Annotated in this window: 21 protein-coding genes; 8 read left to right on the top strand and 13 right to left on the bottom strand. The window is 71.3% G+C overall.

The features are described 5' to 3' along the window. Positions 1-79: 79 nt before the first annotated feature. Positions 80-1,024: a GNAT family N-acetyltransferase gene (locus tag ASF75_RS10360; RefSeq protein ID WP_056071168.1), complete on the bottom strand. Its 945-nt coding sequence runs from the start codon at positions 1,022-1,024 to the stop codon at positions 80-82. Positions 1,025-1,160: 136 nt separating this feature from the next. Beyond that, a complete protein-coding gene (locus tag ASF75_RS10355; RefSeq protein ID WP_042536884.1) occupies positions 1,161-2,678 on the bottom strand; it encodes a SulP family inorganic anion transporter in 1,518 nt (505 codons plus the stop codon). A 212-nt stretch (positions 2,679-2,890) separates the two neighbouring features. On the opposite strand from ASF75_RS10355, the gene ASF75_RS10350 reads away from it, so the two are divergent. From ASF75_RS10350 to ASF75_RS10340, 3 genes are all read left to right on the top strand, one after another. Further along, on the top strand, positions 2,891-3,277 hold the full coding sequence (locus ASF75_RS10350; RefSeq protein ID WP_042536882.1) for a MerR family transcriptional regulator: 387 nt from the start codon (positions 2,891-2,893) through the stop codon (positions 3,275-3,277). A 170-nt stretch (positions 3,278-3,447) separates the two neighbouring features. Next, positions 3,448-4,260 (top strand): HAD-IIB family hydrolase, encoded by an 813-nt coding sequence (locus ASF75_RS10345; protein ID WP_156463851.1) that lies wholly within the window; start codon positions 3,448-3,450, stop codon positions 4,258-4,260. Further along, positions 4,257-5,471: a glycosyl transferase gene (locus ASF75_RS10340; RefSeq protein WP_027464806.1), complete on the top strand. Its 1,215-nt coding sequence runs from the start codon at positions 4,257-4,259 to the stop codon at positions 5,469-5,471. Before ASF75_RS10345 ends, ASF75_RS10340 begins: the two co-directional genes overlap by 4 nt. Positions 5,472-5,567: 96 nt before the next feature. On the opposite strand, the gene ASF75_RS10335 is transcribed toward ASF75_RS10340, so the two are convergent. Beyond that, the gene (locus tag ASF75_RS10335) at positions 5,568-6,599 is read right to left on the bottom strand and encodes an LLM class flavin-dependent oxidoreductase (RefSeq protein WP_056071161.1); all 1,032 of its coding nucleotides are present in this window, start codon (positions 6,597-6,599) and stop codon (positions 5,568-5,570) included. Positions 6,600-6,656: 57 nt separating this feature from the next. Between ASF75_RS10335 and ASF75_RS10330 the strand changes: the two genes are divergently transcribed. Genes ASF75_RS10330 through ASF75_RS10315 form a run of 4 tightly spaced genes read left to right on the top strand, consistent with a single transcriptional unit; the run spans position 6,657 to position 9,398 of the window. Then, complete coding sequence (locus tag ASF75_RS10330; RefSeq protein ID WP_056071158.1) at positions 6,657-7,523, top strand: SMP-30/gluconolactonase/LRE family protein; 867 nt, start codon at positions 6,657-6,659, stop codon at positions 7,521-7,523. Beyond that, positions 7,517-8,122 carry a hypothetical protein gene (locus ASF75_RS10325; RefSeq protein ID WP_056071154.1) on the top strand — a complete coding sequence of 202 codons (606 nt, stop codon included), beginning with the start codon at positions 7,517-7,519 and terminating at the stop codon, positions 8,120-8,122. The genes ASF75_RS10330 and ASF75_RS10325 overlap by 7 nt, the downstream gene beginning before the upstream one ends. Before the next feature lie 51 nt (positions 8,123-8,173). Beyond that, positions 8,174-8,542 carry an SdpI family protein gene (locus ASF75_RS10320; protein ID WP_056071151.1) on the top strand — a complete coding sequence of 123 codons (369 nt, stop codon included), beginning with the start codon at positions 8,174-8,176 and terminating at the stop codon, positions 8,540-8,542. A gap of 22 nt (positions 8,543-8,564) precedes the next feature. Next, on the top strand, positions 8,565-9,398 hold the full coding sequence (locus ASF75_RS10315) for an acyl-CoA thioester hydrolase/BAAT C-terminal domain-containing protein (RefSeq protein ID WP_071252411.1): 834 nt from the start codon (positions 8,565-8,567) through the stop codon (positions 9,396-9,398). Between the two features lie 107 nt (positions 9,399-9,505). On the opposite strand, the gene ASF75_RS10310 is transcribed toward ASF75_RS10315, so the two are convergent. From ASF75_RS10310 to ASF75_RS10275, 8 genes are all read right to left on the bottom strand, one after another. Further along, positions 9,506-9,820, bottom strand: a complete 315-nt coding sequence (locus ASF75_RS10310) for a DMT family transporter (RefSeq protein WP_056071145.1) — start codon at positions 9,818-9,820, stop codon at positions 9,506-9,508. Next, positions 9,820-10,167, bottom strand: a complete 348-nt coding sequence (locus tag ASF75_RS10305) for a DMT family transporter (protein WP_082509639.1) — start codon at positions 10,165-10,167, stop codon at positions 9,820-9,822. Before ASF75_RS10305 ends, ASF75_RS10310 begins: the two co-directional genes overlap by 1 nt. Next, positions 10,164-10,778, bottom strand: a complete 615-nt coding sequence (locus ASF75_RS10300) for a TetR/AcrR family transcriptional regulator (RefSeq protein ID WP_056071142.1) — start codon at positions 10,776-10,778, stop codon at positions 10,164-10,166. The genes ASF75_RS10305 and ASF75_RS10300 overlap by 4 nt, the downstream gene beginning before the upstream one ends. A gap of 135 nt (positions 10,779-10,913) precedes the next feature. Next, positions 10,914-12,182: a sugar ABC transporter permease gene (locus tag ASF75_RS10295; protein ID WP_056071139.1), complete on the bottom strand. Its 1,269-nt coding sequence runs from the start codon at positions 12,180-12,182 to the stop codon at positions 10,914-10,916. After that, positions 12,179-12,943, bottom strand: a complete 765-nt coding sequence (locus tag ASF75_RS10290; RefSeq protein ID WP_111038920.1) for an ATP-binding cassette domain-containing protein — start codon at positions 12,941-12,943, stop codon at positions 12,179-12,181. The genes ASF75_RS10295 and ASF75_RS10290 overlap by 4 nt, the downstream gene beginning before the upstream one ends. Positions 12,944-13,073: 130 nt before the next feature. Beyond that, positions 13,074-14,180: a sugar ABC transporter substrate-binding protein gene (locus tag ASF75_RS10285; protein ID WP_056071136.1), complete on the bottom strand. Its 1,107-nt coding sequence runs from the start codon at positions 14,178-14,180 to the stop codon at positions 13,074-13,076. A 187-nt stretch (positions 14,181-14,367) separates the two neighbouring features. Beyond that, complete coding sequence (locus ASF75_RS10280) at positions 14,368-15,540, bottom strand: ROK family transcriptional regulator (RefSeq protein WP_056071133.1); 1,173 nt, start codon at positions 15,538-15,540, stop codon at positions 14,368-14,370. Between the two features lie 116 nt (positions 15,541-15,656). Further along, positions 15,657-16,592, bottom strand: a complete 936-nt coding sequence (locus ASF75_RS10275; RefSeq protein WP_056071130.1) for a ketopantoate reductase family protein — start codon at positions 16,590-16,592, stop codon at positions 15,657-15,659. Between the two features lie 78 nt (positions 16,593-16,670). Between ASF75_RS10275 and ASF75_RS10270 the strand changes: the two genes are divergently transcribed. After that, positions 16,671-17,237 (top strand): TetR/AcrR family transcriptional regulator, encoded by a 567-nt coding sequence (locus ASF75_RS10270; protein WP_082509637.1) that lies wholly within the window; start codon positions 16,671-16,673, stop codon positions 17,235-17,237. A 35-nt stretch (positions 17,238-17,272) separates the two neighbouring features. Here ASF75_RS10270 and ASF75_RS10265 read toward each other — a convergent pair whose 3' ends face one another. Beyond that, on the bottom strand, positions 17,273-18,232 hold the full coding sequence (locus ASF75_RS10265; RefSeq protein WP_200942688.1) for a hypothetical protein: 960 nt from the start codon (positions 18,230-18,232) through the stop codon (positions 17,273-17,275). Next, complete coding sequence (locus tag ASF75_RS10260; RefSeq protein WP_056071127.1) at positions 18,229-18,876, bottom strand: MerR family transcriptional regulator; 648 nt, start codon at positions 18,874-18,876, stop codon at positions 18,229-18,231. The genes ASF75_RS10265 and ASF75_RS10260 overlap by 4 nt, the downstream gene beginning before the upstream one ends. Positions 18,877-18,987: the final 111 nt, after the last annotated feature.

Here is an 18,987-nt window from a genome sequence, read left to right as displayed (position 1 = left end):
CGGGTCTGCGCTCCCGCCCCGGCCCCGGCCCACGCCCACGCCCTGGCCCTGGCCGGCGTCGGCGGCCCGCCCGCACTCGTCACTGCGCGTGAACGATCCGCACGCGTGTGACTGTGAAGCCGGCTCGTTCGAAGGCCGCTCGCATCGGGGTGTTGGCGGCGTCGGTGGTCCCGACGATGCGGTCTTGCCCGTCGTCGTGGTGAACGTGGGTCATCTCTGCGAGCAGGTCGTGGACGAACCCGTGTCCGCGGTGTTCCGGCAGGACCCCGAGGTAGCTGATGCTCGCGTCGTACGCCGTCCTGGTCGGGATGATGAACCCCACGGTGGTGCCGTCGGGCAGGTGCGCAGTGCGCCACGCGTGCCGGTCGCCGGGCAGCGAGCGGTAGAACTCGAGATCGTCGTCGGCCAGGGCATCGATGCCCTCGCGGGCGACCATGTCGTTGGTGTGGTCGTCGAGGGAGCCGGGCGCGACGGCCGCGAACAGCGCCCGGAAGGTCGTGTCCTCGGCCGGGGCGAACCGGAGCCGAGTCGGACGCGGTGGTCTCGGGGTCGTCGTGGTGCGCGCGAAGCTGATGCGCTCGGTGGTGCGGGTGAAGCCGCCGAGGTGCGCTGCTTCGTGTCGCCACCGGACCGCTTCGACTGCTGCCGGGTCGTCCGTCCAGGTCGGAGCGACGTCCACGTTGTACTCGAGCGGAGCGCCGGCGCCGAACGCGTCGAGCCCGGCCCGGACCAACGCGGCACCGACGTCGACCGCGGCGGCGCCTCGAGCACTCGTCGAGAGACAGTCCAGGGTGGCGGGTCGTTCGCTGTCTGCCTGCCCCCACCAGAGCGCTCGGCCGACGGGCTGCCCTGCACGTTCGGCGATCCACGACCACTCCGGTCGGTAGTTGCCCGTGCGGAGTTCGTCGGTCAGGCGCTCGGCGTCGACCCACGCCACGGTCTCGTCGCTGCTCCAGCGGGTGAGGGCCGGCACGTCGTCGGGCGTTGCGCGTCGGATCCGCAGCTGCGGGGAGGAGTCGGTCATCGAGCACGAGCCTGACGGATCGGCGGTCGATCCGCCAGGCCCGCGCTGCTCCGGGATCCGCTGCGCGCTCGTCCCGGCGAACGGTGAACGCCCGACGCTGACGGGCGTTGCCAGGTGGCGGGCGGAGGTCAGGAGGTCAGTGACCGGTGCCGAGGTTCCCGGCGAGGCGCCCGTGGAAGGCTCGGCTGGCGTCGTTCAGCCCGGCGATCTCGACCCGCTTGCCGTGCTGGTGGTACTTCGTCTCGATGGCGTCGAGCGCGGCGACGGTGGAGGCGTCCCAGATGTGCGACCCGGTCATGTCGATGACGACGAGCTCGGGGTCGTCGACGTAGTCGAACTGGGTGGTGAGGTCGTTGCTCGACGCGAAGAAGAGTTCGCCCTCGACCGTGTAGAGCGCGTGCTGCTCACCGGTGCTGAGCGTCTCGATGCTCCGCGACACGTTGGTGAAGTGCGACACCCGGCGGGCGAAGACGATCATCGCGGCGATCACCCCGATGATCACGCCGATGGCCAGGTTGTCCGTGGCGACGACGATCACGACGGTGAGGACCATGACGACGGTCTCGCCGACCGGCATCCGCTTGAGGGTGGAGGGCTTGATGCTGTGCCAGTCGAAGGTGCCGACGGACACCATGACCATCACGGCGACGAGTGCGGCCATCGGGATGATCGCGACGACGTCACCGAGCCCGACGACGAGGACCAGCAGGAACACGCCGGACAGGAACGTCGAGATCCGGGTGCGGGCACCGGACGCCTTCACGTTGATCATCGTCTGGCCGATCATCGCGCAGCCACCCATGCCGCCCATGAACCCGGAGCAGATGTTCGCCACGCCCTGCCCGAGCGCTTCGCGGGTCTTGCGGGAGCCGGTGTCGGTGACCTCGTCGACGAGCTTCGCCGTCATCAGCGACTCGAGCAGGCCCACCAGCGCCATCGCCAGGGCGTAGGGGGCGATGATCGTCAGCGTCTCGAGCGTGAGCGGGACGTTCGGGATGAACAGGGTCGGCAGGCTGTCCGGCAGCTTGCCCTCGTCGCCGACGGTCGGGATGGCGATCGAGGCCAGCACGGTGACGAGCGTCAGGACGACGATCGCCACGAGCGGTGCCGGGATGGCCTTGGTGACACGGGGCAGCAGCACGATGATCGCGATGCCGACGGCGCCGATCGGCCAGACGAGCCAGTCGACGCCGATGATGTTCGGCAGCTGCGCGGTGAAGATCAGGATCGCGAGGGCGTTGACGAACCCCACCATCACCGACCTCGGCACGAAGCGCATCAGCTTGGCTGCGCCGAGCCCACCGAGGACGAGCTGGAAGACGCCGCCGAGGATGACGGTGGCGATCAGGTAGTCGAGCCCGTGGTCCCGCATGACCGGTGCGACGACGAGTGCGATCGCGCCGGTCGCACCGGAGATCATCGCGGCTCGCCCGCCGACGAACGAGATCACCACGGCCATCACGAACGCCGAGAACAGGCCGACGCGCGGATCGACGCCCGCGATGATCGAGAACGAGATCGCTTCCGGGATCAGCGCGAGGGCCACGACGAGGCCGGCGAGCACCTCGCGGAGCAGGATCTTCGGGTTCCGCAGGGCGGACAGGACGGTGGGACTGGCGTGCACCGGAGCCGGTGCGGGCGTGACGGTCGTCACGGTTCTCCTTCGGTGAGGGGGTGCGGACGCTCGGCGTCCGCGGGGGAATGTCGTGGGGGCGCTTCGTCGCGCACTGACCGAGTGCGGCCAGGAACCAGAACCTTCCGCAACGGAAGAGTCGGTCGTGTCTGACTCTAACGCAACGGAAGGGTTGCAGCGCAAGCATCGGTACGATCGGTCCGGACCGGGCAACCGGGCGGAAGGGGTCAGCAGTGACGGACGCAGCAGGTGCATCGACGATGCGGATCGGTGAACTCGCAGACCGGACCGGGCTCTCCATCCGGACCGTGCGCCACTACGACGACGTCGGACTGCTCCACCCCACCGGACGGACCGAGGGCGGCTTCCGGCTGTACTCCGACGACGACCTGCATCGGCTGCTCGTGATCCGCCGGATGAAGCCCCTCGGCTACTCCCTCGAGCAGATGGCTGAGCTCCTCGGCATCCTCGACGGGCTCGAGACGGCGGACGGCATCGAGCGCGACCGGCTGCAGGCGCAGCTCGACGCGTACGTCGTCGACACCGAGGAACGCCGGGCGAAGCTCGCCCGCAACCTCGAGTGGGCCGACGAGTTCCTCGGCATCCTGCGCCGGCACTGAGGCGCCGTGACGGACGGGAGGCGCGGTGCCAGCTGACGCCGTGCCTCCCGTCCGTCCGCTGGTCGCGTCGCGCGACCGACGCCGGCTTGTTCACCCAACCGACGCGTCCGCGTGGCAGGGTGGTCCGGGGCATCGTCGCCCGCAGCCCAGCCAGCCGCCAGCGGAGCACGATGCCAACACCCGACCTGATGATCGTCACGGACCTCGACGGGACGTTCCTCGACCACCACGACTACTCGTTCGACGCGGCTCTGCCGATGCTCGAACAGCTGCGGGCGGACGACGTCCCCGTGGTGTTCTGCAGCAGCAAGACGCGTGCCGAGATCACGGCACTGCAGACCCGCACCGGGCTCGACGGGCACGCCTTCGTGGCGGAGAACGGCGCGGTCGTGGTCGGACCGGCGGGCGAGGCGCTGGTCGGACCGCGCGACGGCGACCTCGAGCGGCTGCACGCGGAACTCGTCCGCGTCCGCCAGTCACTGGAGCTGCACTTCGAGACCTTCGGCGGCGTGACCGACGCGGTCGTCGCCGCGTGGACCGGCCTCGACCTCGAAGCCGCCGGACGAGCGCAGCAGCGCGAGGCGTCCGAGGTCCTGCTCTGGCACGCCGAGGACGACGACCGGGCGGACGCGTTCCGCGCGGCGCTCGCCGCGGTCGGCCTCGACCTGGTGCGCGGTGGCCGGTTCTGGCACGTGCTGCCGACGGGCCGCGACAAGGGCGCGGCGGTCCGGACGTTGATCGCCGACCACGAGCGCCGAACGGGCACGATCCCGCGCACGATCGGACTCGGCGACGGCCCGAACGACACCGCGTTGCTCGACGCCGTCGACTTCGCCGTCGTGGTCCGCGGACACGGCCCGGCACCGGGGCCGCTCGCCGACGACCGACCCGAGCGCGTCCACCGCACGACCGTCCCCGGCCCGCAGGGCTGGACCGAGGGCCTCACCCGGTTCACCACCCCGTCCGTCAGGAGCCACCGATGAGCGACTTCCACCAGAACGGCGTCATCACGACGTTCCACGACCTCGGTCGCCGCAGCACCGCGAGCCTCGAAGAGGACCTGCGGGGCTTCGCCGAGAAGCGTCCGATGAGCCTGATCCTGCCGGCGCTGTACTCCGAGCTCGAGCGCCCGGCGCTGTCGCGGATCGTCGACGAGCTGGCCGAGGCCGACTGGCTCAGCGAGATCGTGATCGGGCTCGACCGGGCTGACCGCTCCCAGTTCGAGCACGCCCGCGAGTTCTTCTCGCGGCTGCCGCAGCGGCACCGGATCCTGTGGAACGACGGGCCGCGGTTGCGCGAGCTCGACGCCGAACTGGAGCGCGCGGGGCTGGCACCGGGGGAGCCCGGCAAGGGCCGGAACGTCTGGTACTGCACCGGCTACGCCCTGGCATCGGAGCGGGCGGACTGCATCGCCCTGCACGACTGCGACATCACCACCTACGAGCGGGGCATGCTCGCGCGGCTGTTCTACCCGGTCGCGAACCCCGCGTTCGACTACGAGTTCTCGAAGGGCTACTACGCACGCGTCGCCGACGGCCGGATCAACGGCCGCGCCGCACGGCTGCTCGTCGGGCCGCTGCTCCGCTCGCTCCGCCAGGTCTACGGGGAGTCCGAGTACCTGGAGTACCTCAGCAGCTTCCGGTACCCGCTGTCCGGCGAGTTCGCGATGCGCGCCCACGTGCTGAACGGCCTGAAGATCCCCGGCGACTGGGGACTCGAGATCGGGATGCTCTCCGAGGTCTACCGCGACTACGCGACCCGGCAGGTGTGCCAGGTGGAGATCGCCGACGCCTACGACCACAAGCACCAGCCCCTCGCCGAGGCTGACGGCACCGGCGGCCTGGCCCGGATGGGCAACGACATCGTGCAGTCGCTGCTCCGGAAGCTCGCGACGATGGGCGTCCCCCTCACATCCGACTCGTTCCGGGTGCTGAAGGCGACGTACTACCGGAACGCGCTCGACATCGTCGAGGTCTACCGGCACGAGGCCGAGATGAGCGGGCTCGCGTTCGACCAGCACGCCGAGGAAGCCGCCGTGGAGCTCTTCACGAAGGCGATCCTCGACGCCGGCGGCGCCTTCACGGCGCGGCCGAACGACAAGCCGTTCATCCCGAGCTGGAGCCGGGTGCGCTCGGCGGTGCCTGACGTGCTCGACCGGTTGCGCGACGCGGTGGAGGCGGACCAGCAGGACTGATCCGACGCCCTGCGCGCGCTGGGCGCGAGTCAACGGCGGACGGGAGGCACGGTGCCAGCTGGCCCGTGCCTCCCGCCCGTCGGTCTGGCGCCGTTCTCAGGCCGCGCCCTGCGCCGCCCAACCGAGTTCCGGGCCGAGACGCTCCGCGATGTCGGTGATGATCTGCGCGTAGTCGTCGGGCTCGAACGAGAACGGGAGCGCGAAGGCGACCTCGGTGACCGCCTGGTAGCCGACGTCGGCGCGCAGCCGGTCCGCGATCTCGGCCGACGTGCCGACCAGGTCCGCAGCGAAGAGCATCCCTGCTGGACCCATCGGCACGCCGACGCGGCCCGAGCGGCTGTCGACGTAGGCGCGGTAGCGGGCCTCCTGCTCGCTCGTCGCGGTGTCGGTCGGGATGACGACCAGGCCCTGCGAGACGCGGGCGGCAGCGGGGTCGGGGTGGACGTCGAGGTACGCGTCGATCTGGGCGCGCTGGTTCGTGGCGAAGTCGGTGCCGACCTCGCTGCGGGTGACGCTCGAGGTGAGCAGGTGGAAGCCGTTCTCGCCCGCCCACACGGCCGACTTCGTGCTGCCGGTGCCGTACCAGATCCGGTCGGCCAGGCCGGTGCTGTGCGGCTGGACGGTGCTCGCGAACTCCTCGATGCCCCGACGTTCGACGGTCTCGGTGTCCGTCACCGGGTCACCGCGCACCAGGTCACGGAAGCGCAGGAGCCGGTCGTTGCCGAGGTCCTCGTGCTCCAGGGTGTGGGGGTAGATCGCGTCGCGGTACAGGTCGAAGTTCATCGGGGTCCCGACGGAGAACCCGGGGTTCAGGCGGCCACCGAGCAGGACGTCGACCGTGCTGAGGTCCTCGGCCAGGCGGAACGGGTTCTCGGCGCCGATCGGGGTGACGGCGGTACCGAGGTCGATGCGCGAGGTGCGCTGCGAGGCGGCGGCCAGCACCGCGACGGGGGAGGAGATGCCGTGCTGCAGGTGCCGGTGGCGCAGCCACGCGCTGTCGAAACCGAGGGCCTCGGCACGCTCGATCACCCGCAGCGTGTCCTCGTGCCCCTCCGATGGTCGCGCGGGGTCGAAGGACCCGATCGTCAGGAAGCCGAGCCGGTGCAGGGGAGTTCCGTCGAGGGGCATGGGTCGATCGTGCCAGACCATCGGGTGGCGCGGGGGTCCGGATGGCAGGGTGGATCCGTGCACATCACCCTGGATTCTGCGACCGACATCGTCATCTCCGGCATCCGGTTCCCGGAGGGCAACCGCTGGCACGACGGGCGGCTCTGGTACTCGGACATGCACACCGGCGAAGTCTTCTCGGTCGACCCGTCCTCGACTGACGGCCCCCGGCTCGAGGCCACCGTCGACGGGCAGTCGTCCGGACTCGGGTGGCTGGCCGACGGACGTCTCATCATCAGCTCGATGGAGTCCCGCACGGTCGTCGCCGTCGAGCCGGACGGCAGCACCTCGGTGTTCGCCGACCTGTCCGCGATCGAGTCGTCGCTCGTGAACGACCTGGTCGTCGACGCCCAGACCGGCCGGACCTACATCGGCGCCTTCGGCTACGACCTGTACGCGGGCGAGGAACTACGCCCCGGCCCGCTCTACGTGATCGACCCCGACGGCTCCGTCCGGCTCGCCGCGGAAGGCCTGGTGTTCCCGAACAGCGCCAACGTCCTGCCCGGCACCCGGACCCTGGTGGTCAGCGAGACGTGGGGCGGCCGGCTCACCGCGTTCGACATCGAGGACGACGGTTCGTTGACCGGGCGTCGCGAGTGGGCAGCCCTGCCCGGCGGCGTGACCCCGGACGGCAGCACCGTGGACCGTGACGGTGCCGTCTGGGTCTGCTCGGTCGACACGGGGGAGTTCCTGCGGGTCGTCGAGGGCGGCGAGGTGACCGACCGCGTCGACGCGCCCGGGGAGTGCGCGATCGACTGTGCGCTCGGTGGCGAGGACGGTCGCACCCTCTACCTGGCGACAGCCGACAGCTACGACCCGGCCGTGACGGCGCAGACTCGCTCCGGCCGGATCAGTTCGGTCCGGGTCGAGGTCCCCGGGTGGTGAACCCGAGCGGCCTCGCCGAGGCGACGCGGCGCGCGGAGCACCTGGTCGAGAACGGGCCGACCGTGGTCGTCATGTCGCAGCAGGCGGGACTCGCCGCGCTGTCGGTCCTCTGGGTGGCCGCCACTGCCCCCGCCGCCTTGCGGCTCAGCATGCTGGTCTGGTTCCTCCTCGCCGTCGCCGGAGCGGTCGTGGCGGTGACCGCCTGGGTCCGCGCTCGACGGCACCGCAGGCTGCTGCCCTACATCGTCGACACGCCCGAACGGCCGCTCGGCGCGCTCACCCCTGCGGACCGCAAGTCCGTGACCCGGCAGTTCATTGGGCGGGCCGCGATGACGCCCGAGACCATGCCGCTCGTGCGGGCGCTGCTCGCGTGGCAGCGACGGTCGACGCGGATGGCGATCCCGGCGCTCATCGGTATGGGCCTCGGCCTCCTCGGCCTGGCGGCGTCCGCACTCGCCACGCTGGGTCCGTGGCGCTGGCTGTTCGTCGTGCTCATCGTCTGCGCTGCAGCGTTCGTCACCGTCTTGTCGATGATCGAGAAGCGGCGGCGCGACCGGATCCTGGCCGAGATCGATTCGGCAGGCGCGCCAGTCTCCTGACCTCGCGCGCGCCGCCTCCACCGCGCGTTCGCGTGGTGCGGGGAGGCCGTGATGGACAGTCCGGGCTGGTGGGCCGCGATCGGCTGCGCCGTGCTCCTGCTCATCGTCGACGCAGCGATTTGGGGCATCGTGTCGATCGCTGCAGAGGGCCTGGGACGGAACCGCGCAGCGGGTATCCGACTGCCGTCGCTCATGCGGAGCGACGCGGCCTGGCACGCCGGACACCGGGCCGCCCGCCGGGTCATGCGGCCGTTGCTCATCGCCGCCGCGGTCGTGGCGATCGTGTCCGTACCGGCCCAGCTCATCCCGGTGCTCTACGTGGTGCTGCTCGGGCTGTCCCTGGCGACCACGCTGGCGGCGCTCGTCGTCGGTGCGGTGTCGGCGTCCCGTGCTGCGAACAGCGTTCCTCGCGACGGTTGATCGGAGCGGCCATGCTGGTCCCGTGCAGCGAATCGGGCTCAGCGACCCAGAAGGTGTTCGGTTCGTCCCTCCCCGCGGATCGGGGACCGGCGTCCTGGTGCTCGCGGGGTCGAGCGGGCGGATCGACGAGGACCGCGCGCGGGTCTTCGCGGAACTCGGGCACGTCGCTGAATCGATCCGGTGGTTCGGGGGAGCCGGCCAGCAACCGGGACCGTGGTCCGTCCCCCTCGAGCTCTTCCTCGCCCGTATCGACGATCTCGAGCGGACCTGCGATCGGGTCTGGCTCGTCGGGACGTCCCTCGGGGCCGAGGCCGCGCTGGTCCTCGGCGCCCTCCGCCCCTCGGTCGCGGGCGTCATCGCGTTCGCACCCACCGACGTGGTGTGGCCCTGGCCGGACGACGAGGGCGTGGAACGATCGCACTGGACCCTCGACGGATCGCTACTGCCGCACGTGCCGTTGGCGTGGGACACCTGGCGGCGGGAGGAACCACCGCGCTTCCGATCGCTCTACGAACACTCGTACGAAGCTGCCCCGGACCGGGTTCGGGCAGCGGCGGTACCCGTCGAGCGGATACCGCAGCTCGTCCTGATCGCCGGAGAGGACGACCAGGTCTGGCCGAGTGCCCAGAGCGCTCGCCGCATCGCAGCTCGGCGGACCGCGGTCGGGCACACCACGACCGTGGTCATCCATCGGCACGCAGGGCACCGGGCAGTCCTGCCGACCGAGCCGGTCGTGGCCGGAGGGATCGCGATGGTGCGCGGCGGTACCGCCACCGCCGACGCGGCGCTCGGGCTGACGGCACTCGAGACGATCCGGATCGCCCTTGCTCAGGACCGCATCCGTTCATCGAGCTGACCGCAGGGGCTGTCTGTCGCCGATCGGTGCGAGGTTGCACACGTGGTGCGAGGCATCAGGGTCGCACCACGCGTGCAACCTCGCACCAGGCGATAATGGCACGGCGCTCAGTGCCCGAGCTCGACGAGGAGCACGCCGGCGATGATCAGCGCGATCCCGCCGAGCATGAGCGCCGTGAGCGGTTCGCGGAAGAGCACGCGTCCGAGGACGGCGGTCAGGGCGACGCCGGTCGCGGCCCAGATGCCGTAGACCACCCCGATCGGCAGGCCGAGCGTCAATGCCACGGCGAGCAGGCTGAACGCGGTCAGGTACCCCGCGACGACGGCGAGGTACCAGACGCGTTTCCCGTCCGTCGCGAGCTTGAGGCTGATCGTCGCGCCAACCTCGGTGACGATCGCGATCGCGAGCAGGACCCACCCCATCAGCGGGCCTCCTGCTCGCAACGTGCCAGCGCCCGCTGGGACCCGATCTCGACCAGGAGCACGCCCACCGCGATGAGCGCGATCCCGACGATCATCGTGAGGGTCAGGGCCTGCCCGAACAGGACGGCGGCGAGCACCGCGGTCAGTGCGACGCCGGAAGCGCCCCAGATGCCGTAGGCGACGCCGACGGCCATGCCGCTCCGGAGCACCCGGATGAGCATGACGAAGGCGGTGACGTACCCGATGCCGACGACGGCGTACCAGGCGGGTTGCTCGACGGCTGCCTGCATGGACAGGGCACCCGTGACCTCGGCGACGATCGCGATCCCGAGGAAGAGCCACTTCACGAGGCACCGCCGCCGACGAGGCTGGCGATCGCCCGAGCCGCCGTGGCGACGGTCTCGGAAGCGGCAGTGTCGTCACGATCGGCGAGCCACGACCCGCTGACGCCGTCGGCGGTCGCGATGAGCAGGCGTGCGACCTGCTCGACCGGCACCGCCCACGTGATCCCGTCCTCGCTCGACCAGGCGTCGACGTGCGCGCGGACGGCTTCGAGGTACGCCCCCTGTTCCCACGCGGCGAGCTCTGCCAGGTCGGCATCGCGACGGGAGTGCGTGACGAGTTCGACGAGGGCGAGTGCGGTCGCCGGGTCGCTCCTGGTCTGCCCGAGGTGCGCCGCCAGGCCCGCGGCGATCCGCGCCCGTGGATCGAGCCGTGTGGTCGGCGTGGCGAACGCGGCCGCCATCGCGCCCCGCAGCTGTCGTTCGAGCACCGCCCGGAACAGCGCCGACTTCGAGGCGAAGCAGTAGTGGAACGCACCGTGCGGGAGCCCGGCGGACGTGGTGACGGCACGCGTGGTGAGCGCGGCGATCCCGCCGTCGCGCAGGACCGCGATCGCCGCGTCGACGAGCTGGTGTCGCCGTTCCTCGATGCTGCGGTGCTCCTGGTGCAGGGTCATGGACCGACCGTACCGCCTGACTTGGCCAGGTGGCCAAGTCAGGCGGTGAACTGTCAGGGACGAACGGACGGGAGGCACGGTGCCAGCTGGCACCGTGCCTCCCGTCCGCCGACGTGGCGGGGTCCAGGGCCCCGCTCAGGCCGCGCCGTGACTGGCGCGGCTGCGCCGTGAGAGCGAGTCGATGATGACGGCCAGCAGCAGGACCGCGCCGGTGATCATGTAGCGGATCGACGAGTCGAGGCTCAGCAGGGTGAGGCCGTTCGAGATCGACTGGATCACGATGATGCCGAGCAGCGCCGACCAGGCACTGCCGCGGCCACCGAACAGGCTCGTCCCCCCGATGACGGCGGCGGCGATCGCGTTGAGGTTCGTGTCGCCGGCACCGGAGGACAGGCTCGCCGAGTTGAGGCGGGCGGCGGCGAGGATGCCGCCGACGGTGGCGAAGAGCGAGGTCAGCATGAACACCGAGATGTAGATGCGGTTCACCCGGATGCCGGAGCGCCGTGCAGCCTCGACGTTGCCGCCGACCGCGAAGACCGAACGGCCCCAGCGGGTGCGCTTGAGCACGAAGTTCATCAGCACGACCAGCACGATGAAGAACACGAACGAGGTGCCGGTGCCGAAGTCGCGTGACAGGTACCAGACCATCAGCGCCAGGCCGAGGAACAGGGCGACGGACTTCACGATCGTCAGGGACACCGCCCCGGTCGACAGTCCGGCGCGACGGCGACGGGCAGCGCGGCGGATCTCGGTGAAGAAGAGTCCTCCGGCGGCCAGGACGGCGAGCAGGTAGGCGAGCCACGGCGGCAGGTACGACGCCGAGGCGAACTGCACGATCGGCGAGTCGTACGGCAGGTTGATCGAGCCGTTCGGGCCGAGGATGAGCAGCTGCAGCCCGAGGAACCCGAGCAGACCGGCGAGCGTGATGACGAAGCTCGGCACCCCGAAGCGGGTGAACAGCAGGCCGTAGAGCAGACCGGCGGCGGCACCGACGGCCAGGGCGACGGTGATCACGAGCCACAGCGGCCAGCCGAGCGTCGTGAGGCCCTGGCCGAGGATCGCGGCGGAGAGCCCGCTGACGCTGCCGACGGACAGGTCGATCTCGCCGAGCAGCAGCACGAGCACGATGCCGATCGCGATGGTGCCGACCGCCGCGCACTGCAGGGCGAGGTTGACCAGGTTGCCCGGGGACAGGAAGTCGGGGGAGAGCGCCTGGAACACCGCCCAGATGACGATGAGCCCGACGACCACCGGCAGCGAACCGATGTCACCGCCGCGGACCCGCCGGACGAACGCCTTCGCCGCGCCGCCGATCCCCTGGTCGCGCAGGAGCCGCTCGTCCTGCAGGTCGGCCGCCGAGGGGGTCGGGGTCGCCGCGGTGAGGGTCTCGTCGGTCTTGCTCATGCGCTGGTCTCCTGCTCGGTCCGGGCGGCGGCGCGACGGGTGACGGCGTTGTCGGTGGCGCCGGTGATGGCCGCGATGATCTCCTCGTAGGAGACGTCGTCGATGCGGAACGTGCCGTTGTTGCGCCCGAGCCGCAGGACCGCGACCCGGTCGGCGACGGCCTGCACGTCCGCGAGGTTGTGGCTGATGAGCACGACGCCGAGGCCGCGCTCGCGCAGGCGTTCGACGAGGTTCAGGACCTCGGCGGTCTGCGCGACACCGAGTGCGGCGGTGGGCTCGTCGAGGACGACCACCTGCGGGTCGCCGATCAGTGAGCGGGCGATCGCCACGGTCTGCCGCTGCCCACCGGACAGCGACGCGATGGGGATCCGCACCGACGGGATCCGGGCCGCGAGCTGCTGCAGGAGCTCCCACGAGCGGCGCTCCATCTCCTCTTCGTCGAGGAACGGGTGCGCGATCTCGCGGCCGAGGAACAGGTTCGAGACCACGTCGAGGTTGTCGGCGAGGGCGAGGTCCTGGAACACGGTGGCGATGCCGAGGGTCTGGGCCGCCGCGGGGTTCGGGACGGTGACCTCGTCACCGCCGAACGTGATCGTGCCGCCGTCCGGGGTGTAGACCCCGGCGAGGATCTTCACGAACGTCGACTTGCCGGCGCCGTTGTCGCCGACGATGGCGACCACCTCGCCCGGGTAGACGTCGAAGTCGATGTCGCTGAGGGCCTGGACGGCGCCGAACCGCTTGGTGATCCCGCGCAGGGACATCACCGGTTCGGCGGAGGGGTGTGCTGCTGGTGACGCGTTGCTCACGGGTGTCGTGCTCACGGGTGTCGTCCTCGATCGGTGAGGCCCGCCCGGTCCGCAGTCGGACCGGGSGGGCAGAGGGGGGTCGGACCTACTTGATACCGGCGCTGTCGCAGGCCGACTTGTACTGCGCGGTGCAGATCTTCGACACCTCGTACAGGCCGTCCTTGACGACCGTCGACTCGACGTTGTCCGTGGTGACGGCGACCGGGTCGAGCAGCGTCGACTGGACGCTGGCGCCGCCGGCGGTGTCGACGGTCGTGTCGCCCTTCGGGGTCTCACCCTTGGCGAACTGGATCGCCAGGTCGGCGGCCTTCGACGCCTCGGGCTTGAAGGCCTTGTAGACGGTCATGTACTGCTCACCGGCGAGGATCCGCTGGATGCCCGCGAGCGAGGCGTCCTGCCCGGTGACGGGCGGGAGCTCGGTGACGCCGGCCGACTTCAGGGCCGCGATGACACCGCCGCCGGTGTCGTCGTTCGCCGCGTAGACGCCCGTGATCTTGTCCTTGCCGAGCTTGCTGATCTGGCCGGCTGCCCAGTCCTGCGCCTTGGCGGGGTCCCATCCGGGGGTGTCGTACTCGGCGAGCACCTTGTAGCCGCTGTCGTCGATGACCGAGTGGGCGCCCTTCTTGAACTGCGAGGCGTTGTTGTCGGTCGGGGAGCCGTTCACCATGATGATGCCCGAGCCCTCCGGGACCTTCTTGGCCTTGAGGGCGTCGACGAGCGCCTGGCCCTGCAGCTCACCGACCTTCTCGTTGTCGAACGAGATGTAGTAGCTCAGGTCGGGGCTGTTGATGAGTCGGTCGTACGAGATGACCGGCACCTTCTTGGCCTTCGCCTGCTGGACGATGGACGCAGCGGCCTCGCCGTCGAACGGGTCGAGGACCAGGACCTTGACGCCCTGCGTGAGCATCGACTGGGCCTGCTGCAGCTGCTTCGACGCGTCGCCGTCGGCGTTCGCGTAGATGACCGAGCAGCCGCTGCACTGCTTCTTCACCTCGGCGGTGAAGAGCGGGCGGTCGGCGCTGGCGTACCGGGCGGTGACGGAGTCGGGCAGGAGCAGGCCGATCTTGGCCTTCGACGCGTCTCCGCCGGAACCGGTCCCGGCGTCCGCGCCGTTGGAACAGCCCGCCAGGGTGGTGATCGCGAGCAGCAGGGCGCTGACGCCCAGCATCGCTCGTGTGGTGGATTTCTTCATTGAAACGTCCTCCAACAGTGGACCGCCCCCATCGGCGGTGCCCTGAGTGTGACAGTGAGCGTTCTTGGCTGCAAGAGTTGAACGCAAGGACCGCGTGCCGTGACGAAAACGTTATCCGGTGGGCGCGGAGCGGTGCGGCCGGTGCAGCACGGAGCGCCCCGGCCGGCACGCCCCGGCGCGGGTCCGCCTAGCGTGCGCGCGTCACGTCCACGGCCTCGATCGCCAGGGCCAGCGCGCCGGTCACCGAGGCCTTCTCGCCGAGCTGTCCCTGCACCACGTCCGGGGTGCCGTCGACGTCGACGATCAACGACGACTCGAGGGCGTGCCGCATCGGGCCGAGCAGCAGCTCCCCGGCACGGGCGAACTCGCCGGTGACGACGACCCGCTCGGGGTCGAGGACGTTGCACAGGCCCACCGCCGCCGAACCGATCGCCCGCCCGGCCTCGGCGACGGCGCGCATGCAGACCTGGTCACCGGCCATGGCGCGCAGGATCAGGTCCGCCAGCTTGAGGGTGCCGACCTCGTCGCGCACGCCCTCGAGCACGGCGGGTGCTCCGGCGATCGCCTCGAGGCACCCGCGGTTGCCGCACCGGCACAGCGGCCCGTTCGGCAGGACGGGGGTGTGCCCGAACTCGCCGGCGATGCCGTGGTGCCCGCGGAACAGGTGCCCGCCCAGCACGAGTCCGGCGCCGATGCCGTTGCCGACGTCGAGCGTCACGACGGTGTCGCGACCCCGGGCGGCGCCGCTCCGGTGTTCGGCCAGGGCGGCGAGGTTGGCCGAGTTGTCGACCTGCACGGGCTTGTCCATCCGCCGGGCGAGTGACTGGCCGAGCGCGATGCCGTCCCAGCCGCGCAGGATCCCGCCGCGCGCCGTCATCCCGGTGCGGGCGTCGATCGGGGCGGCCACGGCGAGGCCGACGGCGAGCACCTCGTCCATCGACGACTCGATGGACTCCGCCATGTCCAGCACCAGCAGCGCGGTCTTGTCGAGCTCGGCATCGGCCCGGTGGTCGCGGGCCAGGGGCATGTGCCGCTCGGCCAGCACGGCGCCGTTCAGGTCCGACAGCGCCAGCCGCAGGTGCCGCGGTGAGACGTGCACCCCGGCGACCAGCCCGAGGCCGTGCGGCAGGGTCACGCGGAGCGCCCGGCGGCCGCTCGAGGTGCTCGGCGTCGCGTGCAGGGCGCCGGTCGCGACGAGCTCCTTGACGATGTTCGACACGGTCGCGGGGGAGAGTCCGGTGACCCCGGCGAGCTCAACCTGGGTCAGCCCGCCGTGCCGCTTGACCGCGCTGACGACCCGGCCCCGGTTGGCTTCACGCAGTGAAGCTTGGTTCCCCGGACTGCGGCGCGGCTCTGACACGGGGACAGCGTAACGGGCGGGTCCGGAACGCTCGCCGTGCCGGACTGGAGGCTCGGTGCCAGCTGGCACCGAGCCTCCAGGCCGTTGCTGGTCGCGTCCACCGCCCGCACCCGTCGTCAGGCGCGTCGCGCCGCCCGGTCGAGGCGCGGGGTCGGGATGCCCAGGGCGGCGGCGGCCCGCCGGACGTCCTCGAGGACCGCCAGGGGTTCCGCGGCGGTCGGGTCGTCGTGCGCGGCGAGGCTCGCACGCGCGATCGGGACCAGCGCAGTGCCCGCGGCGACGAGCATTGCCGACGTCCCCGGCAGCCGGACGGGCAGCGTCGTGGAGCGGTGTCGGGAGAGGTCGACGCCCCGCGCCTCCAGCACAGGGAGGAGTTCCCGCCCGATCCGGAACGCCTCGCGGAGCGCCCGCCGATCCCCGACCATCGTCGCCAGACCACCGCTGTGCAGGGCCTGCGCGAACATGCCGGCGTCGAGCACGACGTGCAGCCACAGCCACCCGCGGATGTCGTCCTCGTCCTGCACGGTGAACCCGGCCCGCTGGAACACCGACCGCACGAGCTCCTGCCGGTCCGGAGCCGTGCCGGTCGTCCCGAGCCGGACCGACCGGAGGACGGCACCGTGCAGGACCCCGTCGGCGTCGAACCCGCCGCCGGCGCCCGGGAACCCGAACAGCACCCGCTCCGCGGCGAGCGGTGCGACCGCGGCGAGGGGTTCGTCCCACACGTTGCCGAGGACCAGCACCGTCGCGTCACCGATGTGGGGCGCCAGGGAGGTCACGGCATCCTGCAGCCGATGGTGGCCCACGCTGACGACGACGAGGTCGTACGCGTCCGCCGTCTCGATCGACTCGACCAGTCGCGTCGGCGACGTCGTTCGGGTCCGCCGGCCCAGGGGGCCGCGGCGGCCGTCGATGACGTCGGTCTGCACGGTGTCGCCGTACTCGGCCGCGCGCCCGGGCCGCACCAGGTGGTCGACGTGGTGTCCGGAGTGCTGGAGGGCCTGGCCGTAGATCGTCGCGATGACGCCCCGTCCGAGCATGAGGATCCGCATCAGGCACCTGTCCGCTAGTCTGGAGACGATCTCCACTTGGAAGATATGGAGATCGTTTCCACTTGTCAAGGAGTGCCTGTGCCGGACGAGCAGCCGATGCCCGCCGAGAAGCCGATGCGTGCTGACGCCCGACGGAACCGCGACGCGATCATCGCCGCTGCCCGGACGGCGTTCGAGCGTGACGAGCAGCTGCGCTTCGACGACTTCGCCGGACGCGCCGGGGTCGGGGTCGGCACCCTCTACCGGCACTTCCCGACGCGTGCAGCGCTGGCGGCGGCGGTGTACCGGGGCGAGGTCGATGTCCTGTGCCGACGTGCTCGCGACTCGACGCTCCCCCCGGGCGAGAGCCTCGACGACTTCCTGCGCGGGTTCGTGGAGTACGTGGTCGACCACGCGGCACTCGCACGCACCCTCGCAGCCGTGGTCGACGCCACCACCCAGGCGGAAGGCGGGGGAGAGCTCGAGCGGACGCTCGCCGAGCTGCTGGCGCGCGCGGCCGCCGACGGTGCCATCCGGTCCGACGTCACCTCCGGCACGGTGCTCATGCTGCTGCACGGCATCGGGGCCGGGATCGATCGCCCCGGGTGGGCGATGGAAGCCCGTGCTGCCGCCGACCTGGTCTCCCGAGGGCTCCGGGCCCGCTGACCGGCGACCGGTGGGGTCGTCCGGCCCGCGACCCGTCAGCGCAGTCGCGCCACCGGAGCGGTGCGGGCGCGGAGCAGGACAGTCACGCTCGCGGCCGCGGCGAGCAGCACGAGTGCCCACGCCGCGGTTGCCACGACGCCGGTGGGGTGGACCACCGACTGTCCGACCGCGGCCTGCACGGTGAGGAGCACGGTGCCCGCTGCCCACGCGACCGCCACGATGACCACGATCCGCACCTGCGTGGTCTGGTCTGCCAGCCACGGCAGGCGCCGACCGGCGGCGGCGAGCACGAGCGCGACCAGCGGGAGTACCTGCAGGGCGTGCATGCCGACGAAGTGGGCGACGCGGTAGTCACCGGCGACGGTGCTCCACCCGAGCAGCGGCACCCCTGGGCCGCCGTCCGCGATCCCGACCGTGTGGGCGCCGACGATCCCGTCCGGAGCAGTGAGCTGGGTGGGGGTCGGACCGGTCATCAGGAAGGCGACCCCGATGCCGACGAGTGCGATGACGGCACCGGCACGGACGGCGATCGTCAGCGCCGGGGTCGGCAGACGCAGGAAGAACAGGGCGATCGAGGTGACGAAGGTGCAGAGGTAGAGCGTCGTGATCGCCACCGCCATCACCGCCCACACGACCACGTGCACGCTGTTCGACACGTTGAAGTGGCTCGTCGTGCCGGTCGCGGCGGCCCACACGATCAGCGCCTGTTCGACCACCAGGGCCACGGCGACCACGGTGCCGAGCCGCCGAGCGAGCGTCCGCCACTTCGGCAGGTGGGCGATGAGCCACGCCCAGGTGACGGCGTAGAGCAGGATCGACAGCGAGAACTTCAGCGGCTTCGCCCACGCCGGTGCCCCCAGGATGGTCCGGGGGTCCACGACGAGGCCGACGACGCAGACCGCGGTGGCCACGACCATCAGGCCGGCCACGGCCATGAGTGCCGGGTGCCACGCCACCGCTCGGCGCACGGCGGCGATCCGGCCTGGCGCGCTCATGCGCCGGCCTCGTCCGTGTCGGCGACGGGGAACAGGTCGTGGGTGGCGTCCTGCTGCGCGAGGCGCCGGAGTCCCGCGAAGAGCGGATCGCCGAGGACTGTCCCGATCACCATCAGCTCCGCCATCGCGGTCCGGCCGTCGCGGTGCTGCAGCGCGGCGACGTCGGCGCGTGCTGCGCTCGCCGCTGCCGACACGTAGGCGTCGAGGTAGTCGTCCGGGGCGTCGAACCCGATGGTGCGCAGCCCGTCGAGTGCCCGCGCAGCGGTCTCGAGTCCCGGGTTGTCCGACGTCGCGCACCAGCCGGCGGCCGACACCCGTTCCTCGATCCGGGCACGTGCCTCCGGCGTCGCCGCGGACTCGGGGGACCGCGGGGTGGTCATCGCGTACTGGGCGACGGCGAAGACCTCGGCCAGCGGTGCCGTCTCGGTGTCCAGCACGGCGAGGACCTGCTTCGCGACGGCGACGGAGAGCCCGCCGGTCTCCAGGAGTGCCCGGACGAGCCGGACCCGCTCGACGTGCCGGTCGTCGTAGGCGGTCTGGTTCGGCGCGGACTTCTCACCAGGGGGCAGCAGGCCTTCGCGCTGGTAGTACTTGACGGCGGTGACCGGCGTCGACGACGCTCGAGCAAGTTCGGATATTCGCACTATCGGAGAGTAGCGCTATCTGAACTTGCCGACAAGGGGCGGCGGACCGTTGCAGATCCATGAGGGACCGTCAAGCTGTCAGTCCGCCTGTGCCTCCGCGCAGTTCGGCAC

This window comes from Curtobacterium sp. Leaf154, assembly GCF_001424595.1.
Lineage (GTDB): Bacteria > Actinomycetota > Actinomycetes > Actinomycetales > Microbacteriaceae > Curtobacterium > Curtobacterium poinsettiae.
This window is presented reverse-complemented; position numbering and strand designations above follow the sequence as displayed.